17 protein-coding genes are annotated in these 19,704 nt (G+C 74.8%); 14 read left to right on the forward strand and 3 right to left on the reverse strand.

The window, feature by feature from the left end; genetic code table 11:
- Positions 1–5 precede the first annotated feature (5 nt).
- The gene (locus PUR56_RS06785) at positions 6–860 is read right to left on the reverse strand and encodes a class I SAM-dependent methyltransferase (RefSeq protein ID WP_329948230.1); all 855 of its coding nucleotides are present in this window, start codon (positions 858–860) and stop codon (positions 6–8) included.
- Positions 861–1,158: 298 nt separating this feature from the next.
- Positions 1,159–1,539, reverse strand: a complete 381-nt coding sequence (locus PUR56_RS06790) for an ArsR/SmtB family transcription factor (RefSeq protein WP_329880839.1) — start codon at positions 1,537–1,539, stop codon at positions 1,159–1,161.
- 109 nt (positions 1,540–1,648) lie between these two features.
- On the opposite strand from PUR56_RS06790, the gene PUR56_RS06795 reads away from it, so the two are divergent.
- Positions 1,649–2,914, forward strand: coding sequence for an MFS transporter (locus tag PUR56_RS06795; protein ID WP_329948231.1), 1,266 nt, complete (start codon positions 1,649–1,651; stop codon positions 2,912–2,914).
- 148 nt (positions 2,915–3,062) lie between these two features.
- Here the strand turns inward: PUR56_RS06795 and PUR56_RS06800 are convergent, their stop codons facing one another.
- Complete coding sequence (locus PUR56_RS06800) at positions 3,063–3,713, reverse strand: ScbR family autoregulator-binding transcription factor (protein WP_329948232.1); 651 nt, start codon at positions 3,711–3,713, stop codon at positions 3,063–3,065.
- Positions 3,714–3,905: 192 nt separating this feature from the next.
- Between PUR56_RS06800 and PUR56_RS06805 the strand changes: the two genes are divergently transcribed.
- The 13 genes from PUR56_RS06805 to PUR56_RS06865 form a co-directional block, all read left to right on the forward strand.
- Positions 3,906–4,979 carry a ScbA/BarX family gamma-butyrolactone biosynthesis protein gene (locus PUR56_RS06805; protein WP_329948233.1) on the forward strand — a complete coding sequence of 358 codons (1,074 nt, stop codon included), beginning with the start codon at positions 3,906–3,908 and terminating at the stop codon, positions 4,977–4,979.
- The gene (locus tag PUR56_RS06810) at positions 4,973–6,106 is read left to right on the forward strand and encodes an oxidoreductase (protein ID WP_329948234.1); all 1,134 of its coding nucleotides are present in this window, start codon (positions 4,973–4,975) and stop codon (positions 6,104–6,106) included. The genes PUR56_RS06805 and PUR56_RS06810 overlap by 7 nt, the downstream gene beginning before the upstream one ends.
- A complete protein-coding gene (locus tag PUR56_RS06815) occupies positions 6,103–6,915 on the forward strand; it encodes an HAD family hydrolase (RefSeq protein WP_329948235.1) in 813 nt (270 codons plus the stop codon). The genes PUR56_RS06810 and PUR56_RS06815 overlap by 4 nt, the downstream gene beginning before the upstream one ends.
- A gap of 83 nt (positions 6,916–6,998) precedes the next feature.
- The gene (locus tag PUR56_RS06820; protein ID WP_329948236.1) at positions 6,999–7,664 is read left to right on the forward strand and encodes a TetR/AcrR family transcriptional regulator; all 666 of its coding nucleotides are present in this window, start codon (positions 6,999–7,001) and stop codon (positions 7,662–7,664) included.
- A gap of 149 nt (positions 7,665–7,813) precedes the next feature.
- A complete protein-coding gene (locus PUR56_RS06825) occupies positions 7,814–8,836 on the forward strand; it encodes a LysR family transcriptional regulator (RefSeq protein WP_329948237.1) in 1,023 nt (340 codons plus the stop codon).
- 206 nt (positions 8,837–9,042) lie between these two features.
- Positions 9,043–10,302 (forward strand): NAD(P)H-dependent flavin oxidoreductase, encoded by a 1,260-nt coding sequence (locus PUR56_RS06830; protein WP_329948238.1) that lies wholly within the window; start codon positions 9,043–9,045, stop codon positions 10,300–10,302.
- A 133-nt stretch (positions 10,303–10,435) separates the two neighbouring features.
- A complete protein-coding gene (locus PUR56_RS06835) occupies positions 10,436–11,026 on the forward strand; it encodes a YciI family protein (RefSeq protein ID WP_329948239.1) in 591 nt (196 codons plus the stop codon).
- A gap of 79 nt (positions 11,027–11,105) precedes the next feature.
- On the forward strand, positions 11,106–12,542 hold the full coding sequence (locus tag PUR56_RS06840; protein WP_329948240.1) for an FAD-binding protein: 1,437 nt from the start codon (positions 11,106–11,108) through the stop codon (positions 12,540–12,542).
- A gap of 66 nt (positions 12,543–12,608) precedes the next feature.
- Positions 12,609–13,541: a hypothetical protein gene (locus PUR56_RS06845; protein ID WP_329948241.1), complete on the forward strand. Its 933-nt coding sequence runs from the start codon at positions 12,609–12,611 to the stop codon at positions 13,539–13,541.
- 7 nt (positions 13,542–13,548) lie between these two features.
- Complete coding sequence (locus tag PUR56_RS06850) at positions 13,549–14,379, forward strand: alpha/beta fold hydrolase (RefSeq protein ID WP_329948242.1); 831 nt, start codon at positions 13,549–13,551, stop codon at positions 14,377–14,379.
- Entirely contained in the window at positions 14,379–16,247 is a 1,869-nt protein-coding gene (locus PUR56_RS06855) for an isocitrate/isopropylmalate family dehydrogenase (RefSeq protein WP_329948243.1), read from the forward strand. The genes PUR56_RS06850 and PUR56_RS06855 overlap by 1 nt, the downstream gene beginning before the upstream one ends.
- On the forward strand, positions 16,240–17,235 hold the full coding sequence (locus PUR56_RS06860) for a DUF6282 family protein (protein ID WP_329948244.1): 996 nt from the start codon (positions 16,240–16,242) through the stop codon (positions 17,233–17,235). The genes PUR56_RS06855 and PUR56_RS06860 overlap by 8 nt, the downstream gene beginning before the upstream one ends.
- A 135-nt stretch (positions 17,236–17,370) precedes the next feature.
- On the forward strand, positions 17,371–19,704 hold a 2,334-nt coding region (locus PUR56_RS06865; protein WP_329948245.1), incomplete at its 3' end, for a phosphoenolpyruvate carboxylase.

Consider the following 19,704-nt stretch of genomic DNA (forward strand, 5'->3'; position numbering starts at 1 on the left):
CCGGCTCACGGCTTGACGGCGGTGTGTACCAGCCAGGCGATGTGGTCCCGGAGCGCGTACATCTCCACCGTCGACCGCAGCGCCAGCCACTGTTCGGTCGCCCCGAACCGCCGCAGCACCGCGTACGGGATCCGGAAGTAGGCGTACAGCGCCTCCGTGGTGGGCCGGTAGTAGGAGCTGGCGTCCAGCTCCTCCTCGATCCGGAAGCCGGCGTCGGTGATCAGCCCGCCGAGCGAGCGGGTGTCGTAGCGCTTCGCGCCCACCATCGTCATCGCGTCCAGGTACGGCTCCAGTAATGCCCGCTTGTCCGCCGGGACTTCCGCCGCGGGAAACCCGACGGGGCCGAGCAGGACCAGCCGCCCGCCCGGGCGCAGCAGCCGGTGGAACTCCGCCAGCGCCCGGGCCGGGTCGTAGGAGTGGCAGAGCGTCTCCATCGAGTAGATGCCGTCGAACGAGCCGTCCGGGTAGTCGAGTTCGTGGAAGTCGCCCCAGCTGAACGTGGTGCGTTCCTCCAGCGCGGCCAGGGCGCTCAGCCGGCGTGCCTCGCGGACGTGGAAGTCCAGGACGTCGACGCCGGTGATCCGCAGGCCGAGGCGGCCGGCGAGCCGGCGCGCGACCACGCCGGAGCCGGCTCCGGCGTCCAGGACGCGCGAGCCGGGCGGCAGCGCGAGTTTGCGGCCCAGGACGGCCTCCAGCTGGCGCTGTGCCTGCCAGCAGCGCCACTTGGACTGGCCGGGTTCGGTCCAGCCCCAGTGCCGGGCGTTGCGGCAGACGAGCGCGTAGAAGAGCCGGTGGCCGGGCCGCCCGTAGACGCGTCGCAGCCCGGTGAGATCGAGTTCGCCGCCGATGTCGCTGACCATCGCTCCCGCCCGCCTTCCGCTGCTCGCTGCCCTTGCCGTCCCGGCCACGCTACCGACGGGTGGGGGCGGTCGCCGGTCCGGTGCGGCCGGACGGGCGACGGGCGCGAGGGGTGCGGGCGGTGGGAGTGCGGACGGCGGGAGCGCGGGCGGGAGGGGTGCGGAGGGTGGGCGACGGGCGGGCCGTCGACGGGGACGACGGCCCGCCCGCGCTCCGCCGCCCCCGGTGCGAGCGGGGGCGGCGGGGCCCCGGGTACGGGGGCCCCGGGGCCGTTCAGGGGCGGGGGGCGATCCCTGCCGGTCAGGGGCTGTCCGGGGTCCAGTCGGCGACGAGTCCGAGGAGCCCGGGGAATCGGGCGTCCAGGTCGTCGATCCGGACGTGGCTGCGCCGCTCCAGGCCGTACTGGCGCTGGCGGATGACGCCCGCCTGGCGCAGCGCCTTGAAGTGGTGGGTCAGCGAGGACTTGGGCCGGTCCAGCCCGAACCAGCCGCAGGGGTGGTCGAACCGCTCCCGTTCCAGGAGGAGCTTGCGGACGATGGTGAGCCGCAGCGGGTCGCTCAGGGCCCCGAGTACGAGCTCCAGCCTGAGCTCCTCGACGGCCGGCTCGGGAAGCGCCTCGGGCAGGTCGGCCGGTTCCGGCAGGACGACGAAGGGCGGGGCCTGGCGCAGCGTCGAAGGCATGGGCGACTCCTCGTGGGCCGAAAGGATTTCGGACTCTCCTGTACGAGTCTCATCGTACTGCATGCTATGTTCGAGTTAACTCGTACTACGTCTGGCGGAGGGAGCGACCATGTCGGAGAGTCGGACGGTGTCGGTGCAGGGGGTCGCCGAGGCGGACCTGCCGACGCCCGGGAGGGAGCAGGGGGCGGCCGTGGGGACGCCCACCTGGTGGGTGTGGCTGGCCGCGTGGCCGGTGACCGCGGTGTTCGTCCTGTCCAACGCGGCGACCCCGCTGTACGTGGTCTGGCAGCGGGACATCGGGTTCTCCAAGGGCACCCTGACCGTCGTGTTCGCGTTCTACATCGTCGGGCTGCTGGGCTCGCTGCTGGTCTCCGGCGTGGTCTCCGACCGGCTCGGCCGCAAGCCGGTGCTGCTGCCCGCGCTGGGTCTGGCGGTGGCCGCCTGCGCGATCTTCGCCACCGCCTCGTCGGTCGCCGCGCTGATCGTGGCCCGGCTGTTCACCGGCATCGCGGTCGGCGCCGTGGTCTCGGCCGGCATGGCGGCCGTGACCGACGTGGCGGGCCCGGCCCGCAAGCGCCTCGCCGCCCTGCTCGCCTCCTGCGCGATGGTCTTCGGCGCGGGCCTCGGCCCGCTGCTCGCCGGGGTGCTCTCCGAGACGGCGCCCGGCCCGACCGTGACCGTCTTCGTGGTCGAGGCGGTGCTGCTGGCCACCGCGGTCTTCGCGGTGCTGCGGATGCCGGTCCGCCGGCCTGCCGCGCCGGCGAAGGGCGCCTGGATCCGGGTGCCCGGGGTCCCGCGCGGCAACGGCCTGCAACTCGCCCTCGGCATCGCGGTGTTCGCGCCCGGCATCACCGCGACCTCGTTCGTGCTCTCGCTCGGCCCGTCGCTGCTCTCCGGCCTGCTCGGCACCACCAGCCGGATCGTGGCCGGCGCGATGGCGTTCGTGATGTTCCTGACCGCCACCGCCGTGCAGTTCGCCGTCCAGAAGCTGCGCCGGCGCACCATCCTGATGGCCGGCGCGGTCTCCACCACGCTGGCCATGGTGACGCTGATCGCCGCCGTCCACGCCTCCTCCGTTCCCGTGCTGGTCGCCTCGGCCCTGCTCGCCGGGGCCGGCCAGGGCATGGGCCAGCTCGGCGGTCTCTCGCTGCTGAACTCCGCCGTCCCGCCGCGGCGCCTGGCCGAGGCCAACGCCGCGCTCAACGTGGGCGGTTACGTGCCGGCCGGGCTGCTCCCGGTGTCGGCCGGCTACCTCAGCGACTCCGTCGGGCTCACCGACGGGGCGACGGTCTTCGGTGTCGTCCTGCTGGTGCTGGCCGTCGCCGGCGGCCTGATCGTGGCCGGCAGCCGGGGCCGGCTGCCGGAGACCACCTGACCGGTTCGGCCTCCCCGACCGGCCCCCGTCCGGCCGGGTCGACCGGACCCGGGGTCCGACGGACCCCCGGTGAAGCGCACCGCGGCGATGCCCGCGGTGCGCTTCCGCGTGCGCCGGCCGCGCCCGCCGGGCCGGCCCGCCCGGGGTGCTACCTCGCGCTGATCGCGCGGAACAGCAATTCGGCGGTCTCGGACCAGCGTTCCACCACGTCGGCCCGCTCGTGGAGCACGTCCGAGATGTGCTGGGTGCCGAAGAACGCGGCCACCAGCGACCGCGCCGCCGCGTGCGGCGAGACCCCCTCCCGCAGCTCGCCCGCCGTCCGGGCGCTGATCAGCAGCGCGGTCAGCAGCTCGGTCCAGTCCACGTACGGGGTGGGCAGCTCGGCGTCTATCTGCGGCCGTTCGATCTGCAGCCGGGCGCCCGCCTGGACGACGATGTCGTCCCGGAACGCCGCCGCCGCACCCGCCAGCAGCCGTGCGGCCGTCTCCAGCGGCCCGCGCCCCTCGGCGGTGACCTCCTCCAGGAGCATCGGCCACCGGGCGTAGTGCTGTTCCACCACCGCGATGGCCAGCGCCTCCTTCGTCGGGTAGTGGAAGTAGACGGCGCCCTTGGTCATCTCGACCCGGTCCGCCACGTCCTTGACCGAGGTGTGGCGGAAGCCCTGTGTCGAGAAGAGTTCGGCGGCGGCGGTCAGCACCAGCAGTTTGGTGCGGGCCGCCCGGTCCTGTTTGGGGTCGGGGCCCCGCCGGGTGGTGATTCTGCGCACAGGGAACGGGGAGGTGGTCTGCGGCTCGGGCATGGACGGCTCCTGTGATGGTGGGGTCAACGGTGGTGCCGGATCGTCAGGGCGGGGGCGATTTGGACAGAGTGGCGCAAAATTTCGCCTCGACGGTAAACCTTCCAGAAGGTATGTTCCTGAGCTGTCGCTCCGGTAGGCACCGAAAGATAGCGGGCCTGCTCCCGTCGCCGCGACATGGGGGAGGAAGAATTCATGAACGTCCTGTCATCTCAGGTGCCCGGGCAGCGCCGTCCGCTGCTCCGGGAGGGCTGGAACGGCCTGCGTTTCGACCGGCACCTGCCGCGGGAGGCGGTCCACAAGCACGCCGACCCCGAGGTGCTCCTGACGGACGCCGTGCGGCTGGAGGAGGAACGGTTCGCGGTCGCCGCGCGCTGGCTCCGCGACCACCACCTCGGTCACCGGCGGGGAGCGGCGTCCGACCCGATGATGCTGGCCGAGACGGTCCGCCAGACCGCGATCCACCTGGCCCACCGGTTCCACGGCAGCACCTACGGCCACCCGTTCGTGCTGAACGAGCTCACCGTCGACCTCGACGAGGCCCTGCCGCCGACCGGCCCGGACGGCCTGGACGTCGGCCTCGACCTGCGCTGCCCGCCCGCCGCTCCCCGGCCCGGCCGGGAGCGGTTCGCGCTGGAGGGCCTGGCCTGGGCCGGCCACCGGCCGGTGGGGCGGGTCCGGATGCGCTGGGAGGTGCTGGAACCCGGCCGCTACGCGTCCCTCCGGCGGCGGTCGGCCGACGCGGCGGGGGAGCCCGGGACCGCCCCGACCGCGCCCGTGCCGCCGGAGCCCCGGCGGGTCGGGCAGATGACCGACCGTGACGTGGTGATCGCCGCCGACCCGGCCCGCCCCGACCGCTGGTGGCTGCGGCCCTTCGAGGACCACCCGGTCCTGTTCGACCACCCGGTGGACCACGTACCCGGCATGGTCCTGATGGAAGCCTTCCGGCAGGCGGCCGCCGCCGCGTACGGGGCCGGTGACGCGGTCCGCGAACTGCGGGAAATCGCCACCGTGTTCACCGCCTTCGGCGAACTCACGACGCCGGTCGCGATCGTCGCCGAGCCGGCGGACGGCGGCCCGGCCGGGGCGCTGCGCCTGACGGCGGTGCAGGACGGCCGGCCGATCGCCGCCGCCCGGGTGCGCCGGACGGCGGCACCGGGCCCGGCCGGTGCGGGCCCGGTGGGTGGGGGAGCGGCGGCAACGGGCCCGGTGGGCGCGGGTGCGGACGCGGCGGCCGGGCCGGCCGGGGCGGAGGGCACGGCATGCTGAGCGATGTCCGGGCCGAGGGGCTCGACGCCGGGGTGCTCGACGTCCGGGTGCTCGGCGAGCTGGCCGGGACCGCCCGCCGGGACGCCGGGCGGGCCGAGGAACTGCGCCGGCTGACCGGCGAGGTCGCCGACGGGATCACCCGGGCCGGCTTCCCGCGCCACTTCGTCCCGCGCCGGTGGGGCGGCACCGCCGGGGAGTTCGGGGCGCTGGCGACCGGGGCGTCGACGCTGGCCGAGTCCTGCGCGGGCGCCGCCTGGTGCGCCGCCCTGTACGCGGCGCACGGCCGGCTGGCCGCCTACCTTCCGACGGAGGGGCAGCGCGACCTCTGGGGCGGCGGTCCCGACGTCCGGATCGCGGCCGCTGTCGTCCCGCCGCAGGGCCGGGCCGAGCGGGTGGGGGACGGCTGGCGCCTCGACGGCGAGTGGCGGCCGGCCAGCGGCGCGGACCACGCGGAGTGGATCCTGCTCGCCTCCTGGACCGAGGGTCCCGCAGGCCGCGAGCACCGGGTCCTCGCCGTGCCCCGTTCGGAGTTGACGGTGCTGGACACCTGGCACTCGGCCGGGCTGCGCGGCAGCGGCAGCACGTCCGTGGCCGCCGACGGGGTCCGCGTCCCGGACCACCGCACGCTCACGCTGGACGCGCTGCTCGTCCCGCAGCAGGACGCCGCCCGCTGCCACACCGTGCCGTACCCGATGGTCGCGGCCCTGGTGTTCGCCACGCCGCTGCTGGGCATCGCCCGGGCCGCCCTGCGCGAATGGACTGCCGGCGCCCGGCGCGCGGTCGACCCGCACCCGGCCGCGCACACCGTGCTGACGCACGCCTCGGCCAGGATCCACACGGCGGGGCTGCTGCTCGACGGCGCCGCCGCCCGGGCCGACCGGGGGGAGATCACCGCGCTCGCGGTGGCCGAGAACCGTCGTGACGCGGCGACCGCCGCCGTGCTCTGCCGTGAGGCGGTGGACGCGCTGTTCCTCGCGGCCGGTGTCGGGGCGCAGGCCCCGGGCTCGGTCCTGCAACGCGCCTGGCGGGACGCGGCGGCGGTGGCGGTGCACCGCACCCTCGACCCGGACGCGGCGGCCCGGGGCTACGCGGAGGCGGTCCTCGGCGCCGGCGGCGGTGCGGCGTGAGCGGTACGGCGCCCGCCCCGATCGCCTTCTTTGACGTCGACGAGACGCTGATCGCGGCCAAGGGGATGCTCGCGTTCTGGGACTTCTGGACGGCGGACCCGGCCCGCACGGACCCCGCGCACACGGACCCCGCCCGTACGGACCCCGGCACCGCCGGGCCCGCCCCGACCGGGCCGGCGCGGCGACCCGGGGCGACGCCGCCCGGGGCACCGGACCTCCGGGCGGCGATGGCCGCGGGCGTGCCCCGCGAGGAGCTGAACCGGATGTACTACCGCCGGTTCGCCGGCGTGCCCGCCACCGCGCTGCGGTCGGCGGCACGCCGGTGGTACGAGGAGTACCGCCGGGGCGCCGCGGCCTTCGTCACGGCGAGCCTCGACGCGTTGGCCCGCCACCGGGACCTCGGGCACGAGGTGGTCCTGGTGTCCGGGTCGCTGCGCCCGCTGCTGGAGGCGGTGGCGGAGGACTTCGGCGCCGCCGCGGTGCGCTGCACCGAGCAGCTGGCGGCGGGGGGAGTGCTGACCGGGGAGGCGGACCGGCCGATGATCGGGCAGGCCAAGGCGGACGCGGTGGCGGCGCTGGTCCGGGCGCGGGGCGTCCGGCCGGCCGACTGTTTCGCGTACGGCGACCACGAGAGCGATCTCGCGATGCTCCGCACGGTCGGGCACCCGGTGGTGGTGAACGGCTCGGCGGAACTGCTGGCGGAGGCCGGGCGCGCGGGCTGGCCGGTGCTCGACGGGCGGCGCGGTCCGCGCCGCCCGCCGGGGCCGCCGGCCCGTCCGGCCGTCGCACACCGATCGGTTTCCGTCTGATGTGCGGACAGCCGGGCGGGCGCGCCCCCTGTCCTGAGAACATTCCTTTAGGAAGGTATGTTCTTGACCAGGAGGGCGCCCGCATGATCAAACAGGAGCGAGCACGGCGTACGCGGGAGAAGGTGCTGGACGCCGCCGCAGAGGAGTTCTCCGCCCAGGGGTACAGCAGGGCCACCCTCAACGCGGTGGCGCAGCGGACCGGCATGACGAAGGGGGCCCTGTACGGGCACTTCGCCTCCAAGCGGCTGCTGGCCGGGGCGTTGCTGCTGCAGTCCCGCAAGGTCTGGGAGGAGATGCGCCAGGCCCGGGACGTCCCGGGTGCCGCGGCCGGCGCGGTGCTGGAGTCGCTCGTCCTGGACCTGGCGCACCGGCTGAAGGAGGACGTCAGGCTGCGGGCGGCGCTCCGGCTGGCGACCGACTGCCCGGCGCTGGCCCAGATGGTGCCGGACATCTTCGAGGACGTGCAGCGGGGCCTGGCGAACCTGATCCGTCGGGCCCAGGGGGAGGGGAGCATGGCGCCCCGGCCGCCCGAACTCGTCGCCCAGCTGCTCCTGGCCGTGATGCACGGCGCGCCGCACGTGTCGTTCGGGCCGCCGGGCGCCTGCGGTTCGGCCAGCGCCTACGAGGCGGCGTGGCGGTTACTGCTGGAGGCGCTCGCCGGCCCGGCCGCCGGGACCGCCGGGGCCCCGGTTCCGGAGGGCGGGACTCCGGCGGGGTGCAGCCTGTGCCCGGATCCACGGGTCGTATGAGGGTTCCGTTACGGAACCGTTGAAAATACCCTCGTGAAGGTATTTTTAGGGAGAACGTGGCTGCCCCGGACCTCCGGGGCAGCCCACCGCCCGGCGGCGGACAGGCCGGTCGCGGGTCGCGAACCGAGACGATGTGACGGAGGGGTGTCATGAGTGTGCTGCACGAAAGGATCGGATCGTCCGCCCTGTACCAAACGGAATCCGGTCACGCCCCGGAGGATTCGGCGCGGGTCGCCGCCCGGCGCGCGGCGGGTCATGCCGAGCACGTCGACGACTTCGACATGCGGCACCTCCGGTATTTCCTCACAGTGGTCCGGGCGGGGACCGTTTCGGCGGCTGCCCAGGAACTCCGGATATCCCAGCCGAGCCTCAGCCAGCAGATCAAGAGACTGGAAAGCCGGGTCGGTGCCTCGCTCTTCATCAGGAGTTCACGCGGTGTCGAACTGACGGCGAGCGGGCGGGCATTCCTGCGGGAAATCCAGTCCATTCCCGGGCAGCTCCGATCGGCGATCGCCGCGGCTGCCCCGACCCCCCGGGTCTGGCCGGTCGGGGTCTGCGGCGGGGTGCCGACCGAGGTCCTCGCCGAGGTGCAGAACGGACTGGCCGGTGAGCAGGCCGACGGGGCCGCCCGGGCGGGCACAGAGCTGCGCATGCGGCACGTGGGTGCGGCCGACCAGCCGGAGCTGCTGCACCACGGCGAGCTGGCGTTCGGCATCGTCCGGCTTCCGGTCACCACACCCGGTCTGGTCGGCGCGGTGGTCTGGGACGAACCGCTCGGGGTGGTCATGCGCCCCGACCACCGGTTGGCCGCCCGACCCGGCCTGACCTGGGACGATCTCGCCACCCAGCGGTTGCTCTGGTACGACGAGGGGTGTGCGCCGGGCTACGCCGAGACGATCCCGGCCCAGCTCGCCGCACTCGGCTGGCGGGCCGAGCTGCACCCCGTCGACGACCAGCAGGCGCTCTTCGTGCACACCCTGCAGACCGCCTGCGACCTGGTGGCGCTGCGTCCGCGGCTCGCCGTGCAGGGCGAGACGCAACTCCACTGGCGCCCGCTGCCCACCAGTGCGGCGCCGCGTGAACGGCTGGCGGTCACCGCGCTGGCCGGCGGCCGGGCCGCCCGGGTGCTCGCCCAAGTGGCCGAGCGGCAGGGCTGGCCCTTCCTCGCCTGAGGAGTTCATCTTCCGCCGGTCCGCTGCCGTCCCACCCTCACCTCCCACCGCTGTCGCCACCTCTGCCCCCACCCGTACGCCCGGCCCGGAGAATGTTTTCTCCGGGCCGGGCGATTTTTTGCCCCGGGGTCATGGAAGGTTCACTTCCGGTGCCCGGGCGACTCCTTGCGGTCCCCCTCGTAGGGTCGGCCCATAGGACCGGTCCTATGGCTTCCACGCATTTTCTGTCTTGGCCCTCGGAACGCCGTTCGAACTATGGTTTGAGTGCGAAAGCGGGCAGGCCGGAACCGGGAACGGAAAACCCCGGAGGCCGTGCCGGTGACCCGCCGCCCGAGGAATTCCGGGCAGGGCGCCGGACGGTATTCACCGGCCGATCCACTGGCCGATCCACCAGTCGATCCGTCGTCGTCCATGTCGTTCCCGACGACGTTCAGGCCGCCGTTCCGTCCGCCACACCGACATTCGAGCTGGGAGCCGGGGAAGTCGTGATCTCGACCAAGTTGACAGAATTGCTGGGAATCGACCATCCGATCGTCAGCGCACCGATGGGCGGCGTCTCCGGCGGCCGGCTGGCCGCCGCCGTCACCCGCGCCGGGGGGCTGGGGCTCGTCGGCGTCAGCTACGGCGACGCCGCGTTCATCGACGAGCACCTCCCGCAGGCCGCCGAGGGCGGCGGCGTCTGGGGCGCCGGCTGCGTGATGTTCACCTTCGACGAGCGCCCCGGACTCTGGGACAAGGTGCTCGGCTACGCGCCGCCCGTCATCGCCCTCTCCTTCGGCGACGCCGAGCAGGTGGGCCGCTACGTCTCCTCCGCCGCCGGGAGCGGTGCCCGGGTCGTGGTGCAGGTGCACGACACCGAGCAGGCCGTCGTGGCGCTGCAGGCCGGCGCGTCGGTGCTGGTGGTCCAGGGCGCCGAGGCCGGCGGCCACCACAAGACCCGGGCCACCCTCCCGCTCGTCCCGGCCGTGCTGGACCTCGTCCGGGGCGCCGTCCCGGTGGTCGCGGCCGGCGGGTTCGCGGACGGCCGGGGCCTGGCCGCGGCGCTGGCGCTCGGCGCCGACGGCGTGATGATGGGGACCCGCTTCGCGCTCACCGTCGAGTCGATCGCGACCGCCGGCTTCAAGACCTCGCTGACCGCCGCGGGCACCACCGACACCGTCAACACCCGGTCCTTCGACGTGCTCCGCGGCATCCCGTGGGACGAGGTCTACCAGGCGCGCTCGGTGAGCAACGCCTTCACCCGCGAGTGGACCGGCCGCGACGACGACCTCGCCGCCCGGCGCGCCGACGTCGAGCCCGGCTGGACGGCCGCCGTCGCCCGCGACGACGTCAGCCAGCGCGCCCTGTTCGCCGGCGAGGTCCTCGACCTGGTCAAGGACGTCCGGACCGCCGCCGCGATCGTCGAGGACACCGTCTCCGAGGCGGAGACCGTCCTGCGCGGCCTGGCGACGCGCATCGGCCGCTGACACCGGCTCCGCAACCGGCTCCGAACCGGCGCGGGCTCCGAACCGGCGCGGGCGCCGGCCGGCCCCTCCCCGCGTCCCTCCTCCCCGTGTTCGCCCTCTCACCGTCCGTCCTCCCACCGCACCGGAGAACACCGTGATCCACGTCCTCACCCTCACCTACCTGAAGCCCCGTGAGACCGTCACCGCCCACCTGCCGGAGCACAGGGCCTGGCTGCGCGAGCACGCCGACCGCGGTCGCATCCTGCTCAGCGGCCCCCGGCCGGACGGCGGCGCCGTCATCGTCACCGCCGACCTCGACGACGCCACCGTCACCGAGCTGATCGAGAGCGACCCCTGGCACACGCTCGGCATCGCCTCCTACGAGCGGACCCCGTTCACCGCGGGCTTCGCCAGCCCCGGCGTGGTCACCACCCCCGAGCCCGGCGACGGCGTGCTGCTCATCAACGTGGCCACCACCGAGTCCGCGCCCGCCACCGTGGCCGCCCTCGCCTCCGCCGTCGAGCACGTCGCCGCCACCGCCGAGGGCTTCCGCGGCTCCCGGCTGCTGACCAGCGTCGAGGGCGACGCGGTGGTGAACCTCGCCGCCTGGTCCGACGAGAAGAGCTTCGACGCGATCTTCGACGACCCCGAGTTCACCCGCCGCTACCAGCGGTTCGCGACCACCACGACGGGTGCCAAGTACCGCCTGTACCGGACCAGCCGGGTCATCACCCCCAACCGCTGACCCGGCGTCCCGGCCGGGAGGCACACCCCCGCGCATCGCCCGACACCCGCCCACACCCCTCACACCGCGTAGGAGAACCATGTCAGGCACGTCCACCCCGGCCCCCGCGTACGACCTGATCGTCGTCGGCTTCGGCGCCGCCGGCCTCTCGGCCGCGCTGTCCTTCGCCGAGGCCACCGACGGCCGCGACCGGCCGGCCAGGATCGCGATCCTGGAGCGCTCCGGCAAGGAGGACCGCGGCGGCGCCACCCGCTGGACGGGCGCCTTCCTGCGGATCGACCAGCAGCGCCGGCTCGACTCCGACTGGGCCGAGCACGTCCACCGGGTCTCCGGCGGCCTGGCCGACCTCGACTACTGCCGCACCGTCGAGCGCGACACCCCCGGCACCCTCGCGTTCGTCGAGAAGCACGGCGTCGAGATCGCCTTCCAGGACTTCCCGCTGCCGCACACCTTCGCCGCCGGCGTCCCGTCCATGGTCCCGCCGGCCAGCCCGCGAGGTGGCGGCGCCGCCATCGTCGAACACCTCGGCGCCGCCCTGGAGGCGGACCCCCGGGTCGACATCCGCTACCTGACCGAGGCCCTGCGCCTCTCCACCGACGAGGACGGCGCCGTCGACGGCGTCGTCGTCCGCGGCCCCGACGGCCTCACCCGCACGCTGGCCGGCCGCGCGGTCGTGCTCGCCTGCGGCGGCTTCGAGGGCAACCCCGAGATGCTCACCCGGTACGTCGGGCAGAACGCCTGCGACCTCCCGCTGATCGCCCCCGGCATCGCCGCCAACCGCGGCGACGCGCTGCGGATGGCGCTGGAGCTCGGCGCCGACACCGCCGGCCAGTTCGACGGCATCCACGCCGAGCCGGTCGACACCCGCACCGACAAGGCCGACGCGGTCCTCTACGGCTTCGCCGCCGGAATCTTCGTCAACGGGCGCCTGGAGCGGTTCTTCGACGAGGGCCGCGACACCTGGGACAACACCTTCGAGCACGTCGGCTACGAGATCTGGAAGAACCAGGACCAGGAGGCGTACTGGATCGCCGACGCCAAGACCCTGGCCATCCCCGGCATCGCCGGTTCGCTGCTCACCGACGTGCCCCCGGAACAGGCCGACACCCTGGCCGGGCTCGCCGCCAAGCTCGGCATCGACGCCGAGGGCCTGGAGAAGACCGTCGCCGGGTTCAACGCGGCCGTCTCCCCGGGCGAGTTCGACCCCACCCGGCTGGACGGCAAGCACACCGTCGGCCTCACCCCGGCCAAGTCCAACTGGGCCACGCCGCTGGACACCGCGCCGTTCATCGGCATCCCGGTGACCGCCGCGATCTGCTTCACCTACGGCGGCGTCCGCACCGACCTCGACGGCCGGGTCGTCACCCCGTCCGGCACCGCCATCCCCGGCCTGTACGCGGCGGGCGAGGCCACCGGCCTCTTCTACCACGCCTACCCGCCGGCCACCTCGGTGCTGCGCTCGCTGGTCTTCGGCCGCCGTGCCGCGCACCACGTGGCCGCCGGCCAGTCCGCCTGACGCGCACCCGACGTGTCCGCCGGACCCTTCCCGATCCAACCCGCACGTCCGCTTTCTGGAGGAGCCATGAGGATCACCAACATCGACGTCACTCTCCGGGACGGGGGGTACCGCACGGGATTCCACTTCCCGCTCTCCTACGCCCTGGAGCACGCCCGGCTGAGCGTCGAGGCCGGCTTCGACTGGGTCGAGATCGCCTACCGCAAGGGCTCGTTCGCCCCGATCCCCGACCTGGGCCTCACCGGCATCGGCGGCGACGACTTCATCGCCGCCACCGCCCGCGAGATCGGCCCCCACCGGGTCGCGATGATCCTGCACCCGAAGAACATCACCCGCGACGACCTGCCCGCCATGTACGCGGCCGGTGCCCGTCTCGTCCGCATCATCCTGCCCGCCAAGGGCTACGAACCCGGCCTGGAGTACATCCGCCAGGCCCGCGACCTCGGCTTCACCGTCGGCGTCAACTTCGCCCGGATCAGCCAGTGGCCGGCCCGCGAGGTGGTCGAGGTGGCGACCGCCGCCACCGACGCCGGCGCCGAGGTCGTCTACCTGGCCGACTCCAACGGCAGCCTCTCCCCGCTGGACACCACCGACCTGACCACCCTGACCCGCTCGGTCACCGGCGGCGCGGTCGGCCTGCACGCCCACAACAACCTCGGCCTCGCGCTGGCCAACGCCATCAGCGCCGTCGCGGCCGGTGCGACCTGGATGGACTCCTCGATCCAGGGCATGGGCAAGGGCCCCGGCAACCTCATCGCCGAGCAGTGGCTGGCGCACCTCGACCGCACCGACCCGGAGAAGGCCGGCCACATCGACCTCGCCCCCGTCCTGCGGCTGGCCGAACTGCTGCTGGCCACCGTCCCCGAGGGCCGGCCGTCCCTGCCGCTGCCCGACCTCGTGCTCGGCCGCTACGACCTCTCGGTCGAGCACCGCAAGGAACTGCTCGGCGAGCACGGCGAGGCCATCGCCACCGCGCGCACCCTCGCCGGCGTCCGGTGACCACCCGGTGACCACCCACGCCGGACCGGTCGTGCCGACGGCGGTCTTCTTCCCCCGGACCGCCGTCGGCACGGCGCACGCCCTGGTCCTCGCCCCGGTGACCCCGGGCTGGGACGGCGGCGCCTTCTTCACCCCGGTCGTCCGCACCCTGGTCGGGGCCGGACTGCGGGTCACCGTCGCCGACACCCTCGCCCTCTGGGGCGAGGAGGTGACCAGCCTGGCCGGTCTGGCCGCACGCTGGCGCGAGGTGCTGCCGACCTTCGGGCCCGTCGACGTGCTCTGCGGCAACGCCCTGGGCGGCGCCGTCGCCCAGGCGCTGCTCCCTGACATCGACCCCGCCACCGCCGCGCTGTTGGTCTCCGGACCCGCGCGCAGCGACACCGCCCTCGCCGAGCGGCTCGGCGCGATCGCGGACCTGGCCGCCGCCGGCCGGCCCGCCGCCGCCCTCGACCTGCTGTCCCGCCGGATCCTGCCGCAGGGCCGGACACCGGACACCGGGGGCGTCCCGGCGCCGGCCACGGAGCCGGACCCCAGGACGGCTCCCGCGACGGAGACCGACGCGGACCCCGCGACGGACACCGAGGCCGGGCGGCGGCTCGCCGGCGGCCTGCGGCTGCTCCGCGACATCGACCTCACCGACGCCGTCCGCGCCCACCCCGGCCCGCTGCTCCAGATCGTCGGCGGCCGGTCCCAGCTCGTCACCCGGCGGCACACCGCCGCCGCTCCCCACCACGTGGTGCACGTCGTCCCCCGAGCCGGCATGCGCCCCCACTTCGACCAGCCCGCAGAGGTCTCCGCACGCGTCGAGGCACTCCTGCGCGAGAAGGGACTCCGGTAATGCCCGCCGCACCCGCCGCACCCGCCACCAGGAGCATCGCCGTCCTGCCCGGCGACGGCATCGGACCGGAGGTCGTCGAAGCGGCCCTCGCCGCCGTCGAACGCCTGGGCCTCCCGCTCGACCTGCGCTTCGGCGACATCGGCTGGGAGTGCTGGCAACAGGAGGGCGACCCGGTGCCCGCGCGCACCTGGAAGCTCCTGGAGGAGACCGACACCTGCCTGCTCGGCGCCATCACCAGCAAGCCGCTGCGCGAGACCGAGGCCGAACTCGTCCCCGAACTGCGCGGCACCGGCCTCGGCTACGTCTCGCCCGTCGTCCAGCTCCGCCAGCGCCTCGGCCTCTACGCCAACATCCGGCCCGTCACCGACCTCGACCACGGCCGCTTCGACTTCACCGTCATCCGGGAGAACACCGAGGGCCTCTACGCCGGGCTCGACCTGCACGGCCTCGACGGGGCGCTCTGGGACGCGGTGCGCCACCACCCGAACGCCGCCGCCTCCGGCCCCGAGCACACCAGCGTCACCCTGCGCCTCCAGACCCGGTTCGGCATCGACCGGCTGCTGCGCTTCGGCCTCGAACACGCCCGGGCCCGCGGCAAGCGCCTGCTCACCCTCGTCGACAAGCCGATGGTCCTCCGCAACAGCAGCAACCACCTGCGCGAACGGCTCGAACTGATCGCGGGCGAGTACCCCGGGATCGAGACCGAGATCCTCAACGTGGACGCCGTCGCGCTCTGGATGGTCCGCCGGCCGGAGCGGTTCGGCGTGCTCGTCGCCGAGAACATGTTCGGCGACATCCTCTCCGACCTCGGCGCCGGGGTCATGGGCGGCCTCGGCCTCGCCCCCAGCGGCAACATCGGCGACCAGGGCAGCTACTTCGAGCCCGTGCACGGCTCCGCCCCCGCGATGGCGGGCCGCGGCCGGGCGAACCCGATGGCGATGCTGCTGACCGTCGCCCAGATGCTCGACCACCTCGGGCTGACGGTGCCCGGCGAGGAACTGCGCGCCGCCGTGCGCGGCGTCGCCCGCGCCCGGACCACCGTCACCTACGACCTCGGCGGGACGGCGGGCACCCGCGAGGTGGCCGAGGCCGTGGCCGGAGCCCTGGACGCCGCGGCCTCCCGGCCCGCCGCCGGGGCCTCCGCCGGGGCCGCTGTACGGCGGCCGGGCGCCGGTGATCCACCGTCGGAGACCGACGAGGTCGTCGACCGGCTGGCCCGCCTCGACACCGCCTCGGTCTCCGACGCGCTGGACAGCCTCGGCCTCCCGGGCGTCCTCGCCGGTCTGGCCGCCCGCGTCCCCGGGGCCCGCACTGCCGGACGCGCCTACACCGTCACCTACCGGCCCGTCGGCGACACCCGGGGCGGCTTCCGCAACGCGGCCAACTACCTCGACGAGGTACCCGCCGGCTCCTTCGTCGTCGTCGACAACGGCGGCAGCACCGCCTGCACCAACTGGGGCTCGCTGCTCACCGCACTCGCCCGGAGCCGGGGCGCGCGCGGCACCGCCGTGTACGGGTCGGCCCGCGACGTCGCCGAGATCCGGGCCGCCGGGTACCCGCTGTTCAGCACCGGCGTCACCATGGTCAGCGGCAAGAACCGCGTCGAACTCGACGCCACCGGACGGGACGTCACCATCGGCGAGGTCACCGTCCGCCCGGGTGACGTGATCGTCGCCGACGACAACGGAGTCCTCGTCGTGCCCGCCGGACAGGCCGTCGAGGTGGCCGACCGGGCCGAACGCGTCGAAGCCACCGAGGCCGCCATCGCCGAGGCGGTGGCCGGCGGGCTGCGCCTCGACGAGGCCCGCCGGACGTTCGGCTACGCCGAGCCGTGGGAGGGGCCGGCGCGCAGGACCGGCGATGCCTGACGGCCCCCGGCCCCCGGCGGTCCGGTCGGTGGCCGGGCCGGCACCCCGGTCGGCCGGGCCGGTGATCGGGCCGGCGGGGCCGCCGCCCTCCGAGGGGGCCGCGGCGGGGGAGCGGTCCCGGACCGGGGAGCGTCCCCCGGCCGACCGGCAGGTGGTGGACGTCCACTACCACGCCGGACCGGACCTCTACCGGCGCCGGCTGACCGCCGCCGGCGCCGGGCGGGCCTACGCCGGGATCGACGGCTGGGTCGCGGTCAAGAGCCACCTCGGCTCCACCGCCGCGTCCGCCTGGGAGGCCCGCCAGGAGGGACTTCCGGTCTCCGGCGCCGTCGTCCTCAACGAGCTCGCCGGCGGCGTCCGGACCAGGGTCGTCGAGCAGGCCGTCTACGCCCACGGCCCCGACAGCCCCGCCCGGCTGCTCGTCCACCTGCCCACCCACATCGGCCCCGCCCACCCGTCCCCCCTCCACCGCGCCCCCTTCCACCCGCTGCTCGACCTCGAACGGTGGCGCGGCCCACGGATCCTCGACGGCACCGGCCGGCTCGCCCGGCCGGTGCGCGAGGTGCTCCGCGCCGCCCGGGACCTGCCGGTCGTCCTGGCCACCGGTCACTGCGACCGGGAGGAGACCCTCCGGGTGGCCGACGAGGCCGCCCGGCTCGACGTGCCCCGGCTGCTGCTGACCCACGCCACCCACCCGATGTCCGGCCTCACCCCCGCCGACCTCGCCGGCCTGGCCGACCTGCCCGGCCTCTACGTCGAACTCACCGCCCTGATGCTGCTGCTGGGCCACCGGAGCCCGGGCCACCTGGCCGAACTGGTCCGCGCCCACCCCCGGATCGTCTTCAGCTCCGACCTGGGCCAGCCCGACCAGCCGGACCCCGCCGGCTGGCTGGTCCGCAACGCGGAGTGGTTCCGCGCCGCCGGCCTCACCGGAACGCAGGTCCGCGCCGTCACCCGGCTGAACCCGGCCGCGCTGTTGGCGCCCTGAACCCCGGGCCCCCAACCCGCCCCGCCCGTTGCCCTGTCGATGGGCCTGCCTGTCTGCCGGACGGCCCGCCTGCCGGACGGCGCGCCTGCCCGTCGGCCCTGGGCCGACCCGAAACCGCCCCACCAGGGAGAACCCATGAACGCCCCGATCGCGAACGCGGCCCTGCGCGCCGACATCCGGCGCCTGGGCGACCTCCTGGGCGAGACGCTGGTCCGCCAGGAGGGCGCCCACCTGCTCGGTCTGGTCGAACAGGTGCGCCTGCTCAGCCGCACCGACGGTGAGGCCACCGCCGAACTCCTCGCCGGCGTCGACCTGGAGACCGCCGTCGAGCTGGTCCGTGCCTTCTCCACCTACTTCCACCTCGCCAACGTCACCGAACAGGTCCACCGGGGGCGCGAGTTGAGAGCGGCCCGGGAGCGCAGGGAGTCCCCGCTCGGCCGCGTCGTCCGGGAGGCGGCGGAACGCTCGCCGGAACTCCTCGCCGACGCCGTCGCCAGCCTCAACGTCCGCCCCGTCTTCACCGCCCACCCCACCGAGGCCGCGCGCCGCAGCGTCCTGCACAAGCTCCGCCGGATCGCCGCCCTGCTCGACACCGCCGGCACCCCGTCCCACGAGGCCGACCGCCGCCGCCTCGACACCCGGCTCGCGGAGCACATCGACCTCGTCTGGCAGACCGACGAACTGCGCGTCGCCCGCCCCGAACCCGCCGACGAGGCCCGCAACGCGGTCTACTACCTCGACGAACTCCACGCCGGCGCCGTCGGCGACCTCCTGGAGGACCTCGCCGCCGACCTCGACCAGGCCGGTGTCCGCCTGCCCGACGACACCCGCCCGCTCACCTTCGGCACCTGGATCGGCGGCGACCGGGACGGCAACCCCAACGTCACCCCCGACGTCACCTGGGAGGTCCTCCTCCTCCAGCACGAGCACGGCATCGACGCCGCCCTCCGGACCGTCGACGAACTGCGCGGCCTGCTCTCCCACTCCGTCCGGCACACCGGCGTCACCGAGGAACTCCTCGCCTCGCTCCGCACCGACCTGGCCGACCTCCCCGAACTCAGCCCCCGCTACCGGCGCCTCAACGCCGAGGAGCCCTACCGCCTCAAGGCCACCTGCGTCCGCCAGAAGCTGGAGAACACCAAGCGGCGCCTCGCCGAGGGCACCCCGCACACCGAGGGCCGCGACTACCTCGGCACCGCGGGCCTCCTCGCCGACCTCCGCCTCGTCCAGGACTCGCTGCGCGAACACCGCGGCGGCCTGCTCGCCGACGGACGGCTCGCCCGCACCGTCCGCACCCTCGCCGCGTTCGGCCTCCAGCTCGCCACCATGGACGTCCGCGAGCACGCCGACGCCCACCACCACGCCGTCGGCCTCCTCGTCGACCGCCTCGACGAGGAGTCGTGGCGCTACGCGGACATGCCCCGCGACTACCGGCAGCGCCTGCTCGCCAAGGAGCTGACCTCCCGCCGGCTGCTGGGTCCGGCTCCCCTCGACCCGGCCGCCGCCCGCACCCTGGACGTCTTCCACACCGTCCGGCGTGCCCTGGACACCTTCGGCCCCGAGGTCGTCGAGTCCTACGTCGTCTCGATGTGCCGCGGCGCCGACGACGTCCTCGCGGCCACCGTGCTCGCCCGCGAGGCCGGCCTGATCGACCTGCACGCCGGGACCGCCCGGATCGGCCTGGTGCCGCTGCTGGAGACCACCGACGAACTGCGGGCCGCCGGTCACATCCTGGAGGACCTGCTCGCCGACCCCTCCTACCGCCGGCTGGTCACCCTGCGCGGCGACGTCCAGGAGGTCATGCTCGGCTACTCCGACTCCTCCAAGTTCGGCGGCATCACCACCTCCCAGTGGGAGATCCACCGCGCCCAACGGCGGCTGCGCGACGTAGCGCACCGGTACGGCGTCCGGCTGCGCCTCTTCCACGGCCGCGGGGGCACCGTCGGCCGCGGCGGCGGCCCCTCGCACGACGCGATCCTCGCCCAGCCGTGGGGCACCCTGGAGGGCGAGATCAAGGTCACCGAGCAGGGCGAGGCGATATCCGACAAGTACCTGCTGCCCTCGCTCGCCCGCGAGAACCTCGAACTCGCCGTCGCCGCAAGCCTCCAGGCCACCGCCCTGCACACCGCGCCCCGGCAGTCCGCCGAACAGCTGGCCCGCTGGGACGCCGCCATGGAGGTCGTCTCCGCCGCCGCCCACACCGCCTACCGCCGGTTCGTCGACCACCCCGACCTGCCCGCCTACTTCTTCGCGGCCACCCCGGTCGACCAGCTCGCCGAACTCCACCTGGGCTCCCGTCCGTCCCGCCGCCCCGACTCGGGCGCCGGCCTGGACGGCCTGCGCGCCATCCCGTGGGTGTTCGGCTGGACCCAGTCCCGCCAGATCGTCCCCGGCTGGTACGGCGTCGGCGCCGGCCTCGCCGCCGCCCGCGAGGCCGGTCTCGGCGACGTGCTCGACGAGATGTACGGC

Source organism: Streptomyces sp. BE303, assembly GCF_036290945.1.
Classification (GTDB): domain Bacteria; phylum Actinomycetota; class Actinomycetes; order Streptomycetales; family Streptomycetaceae; genus Kitasatospora.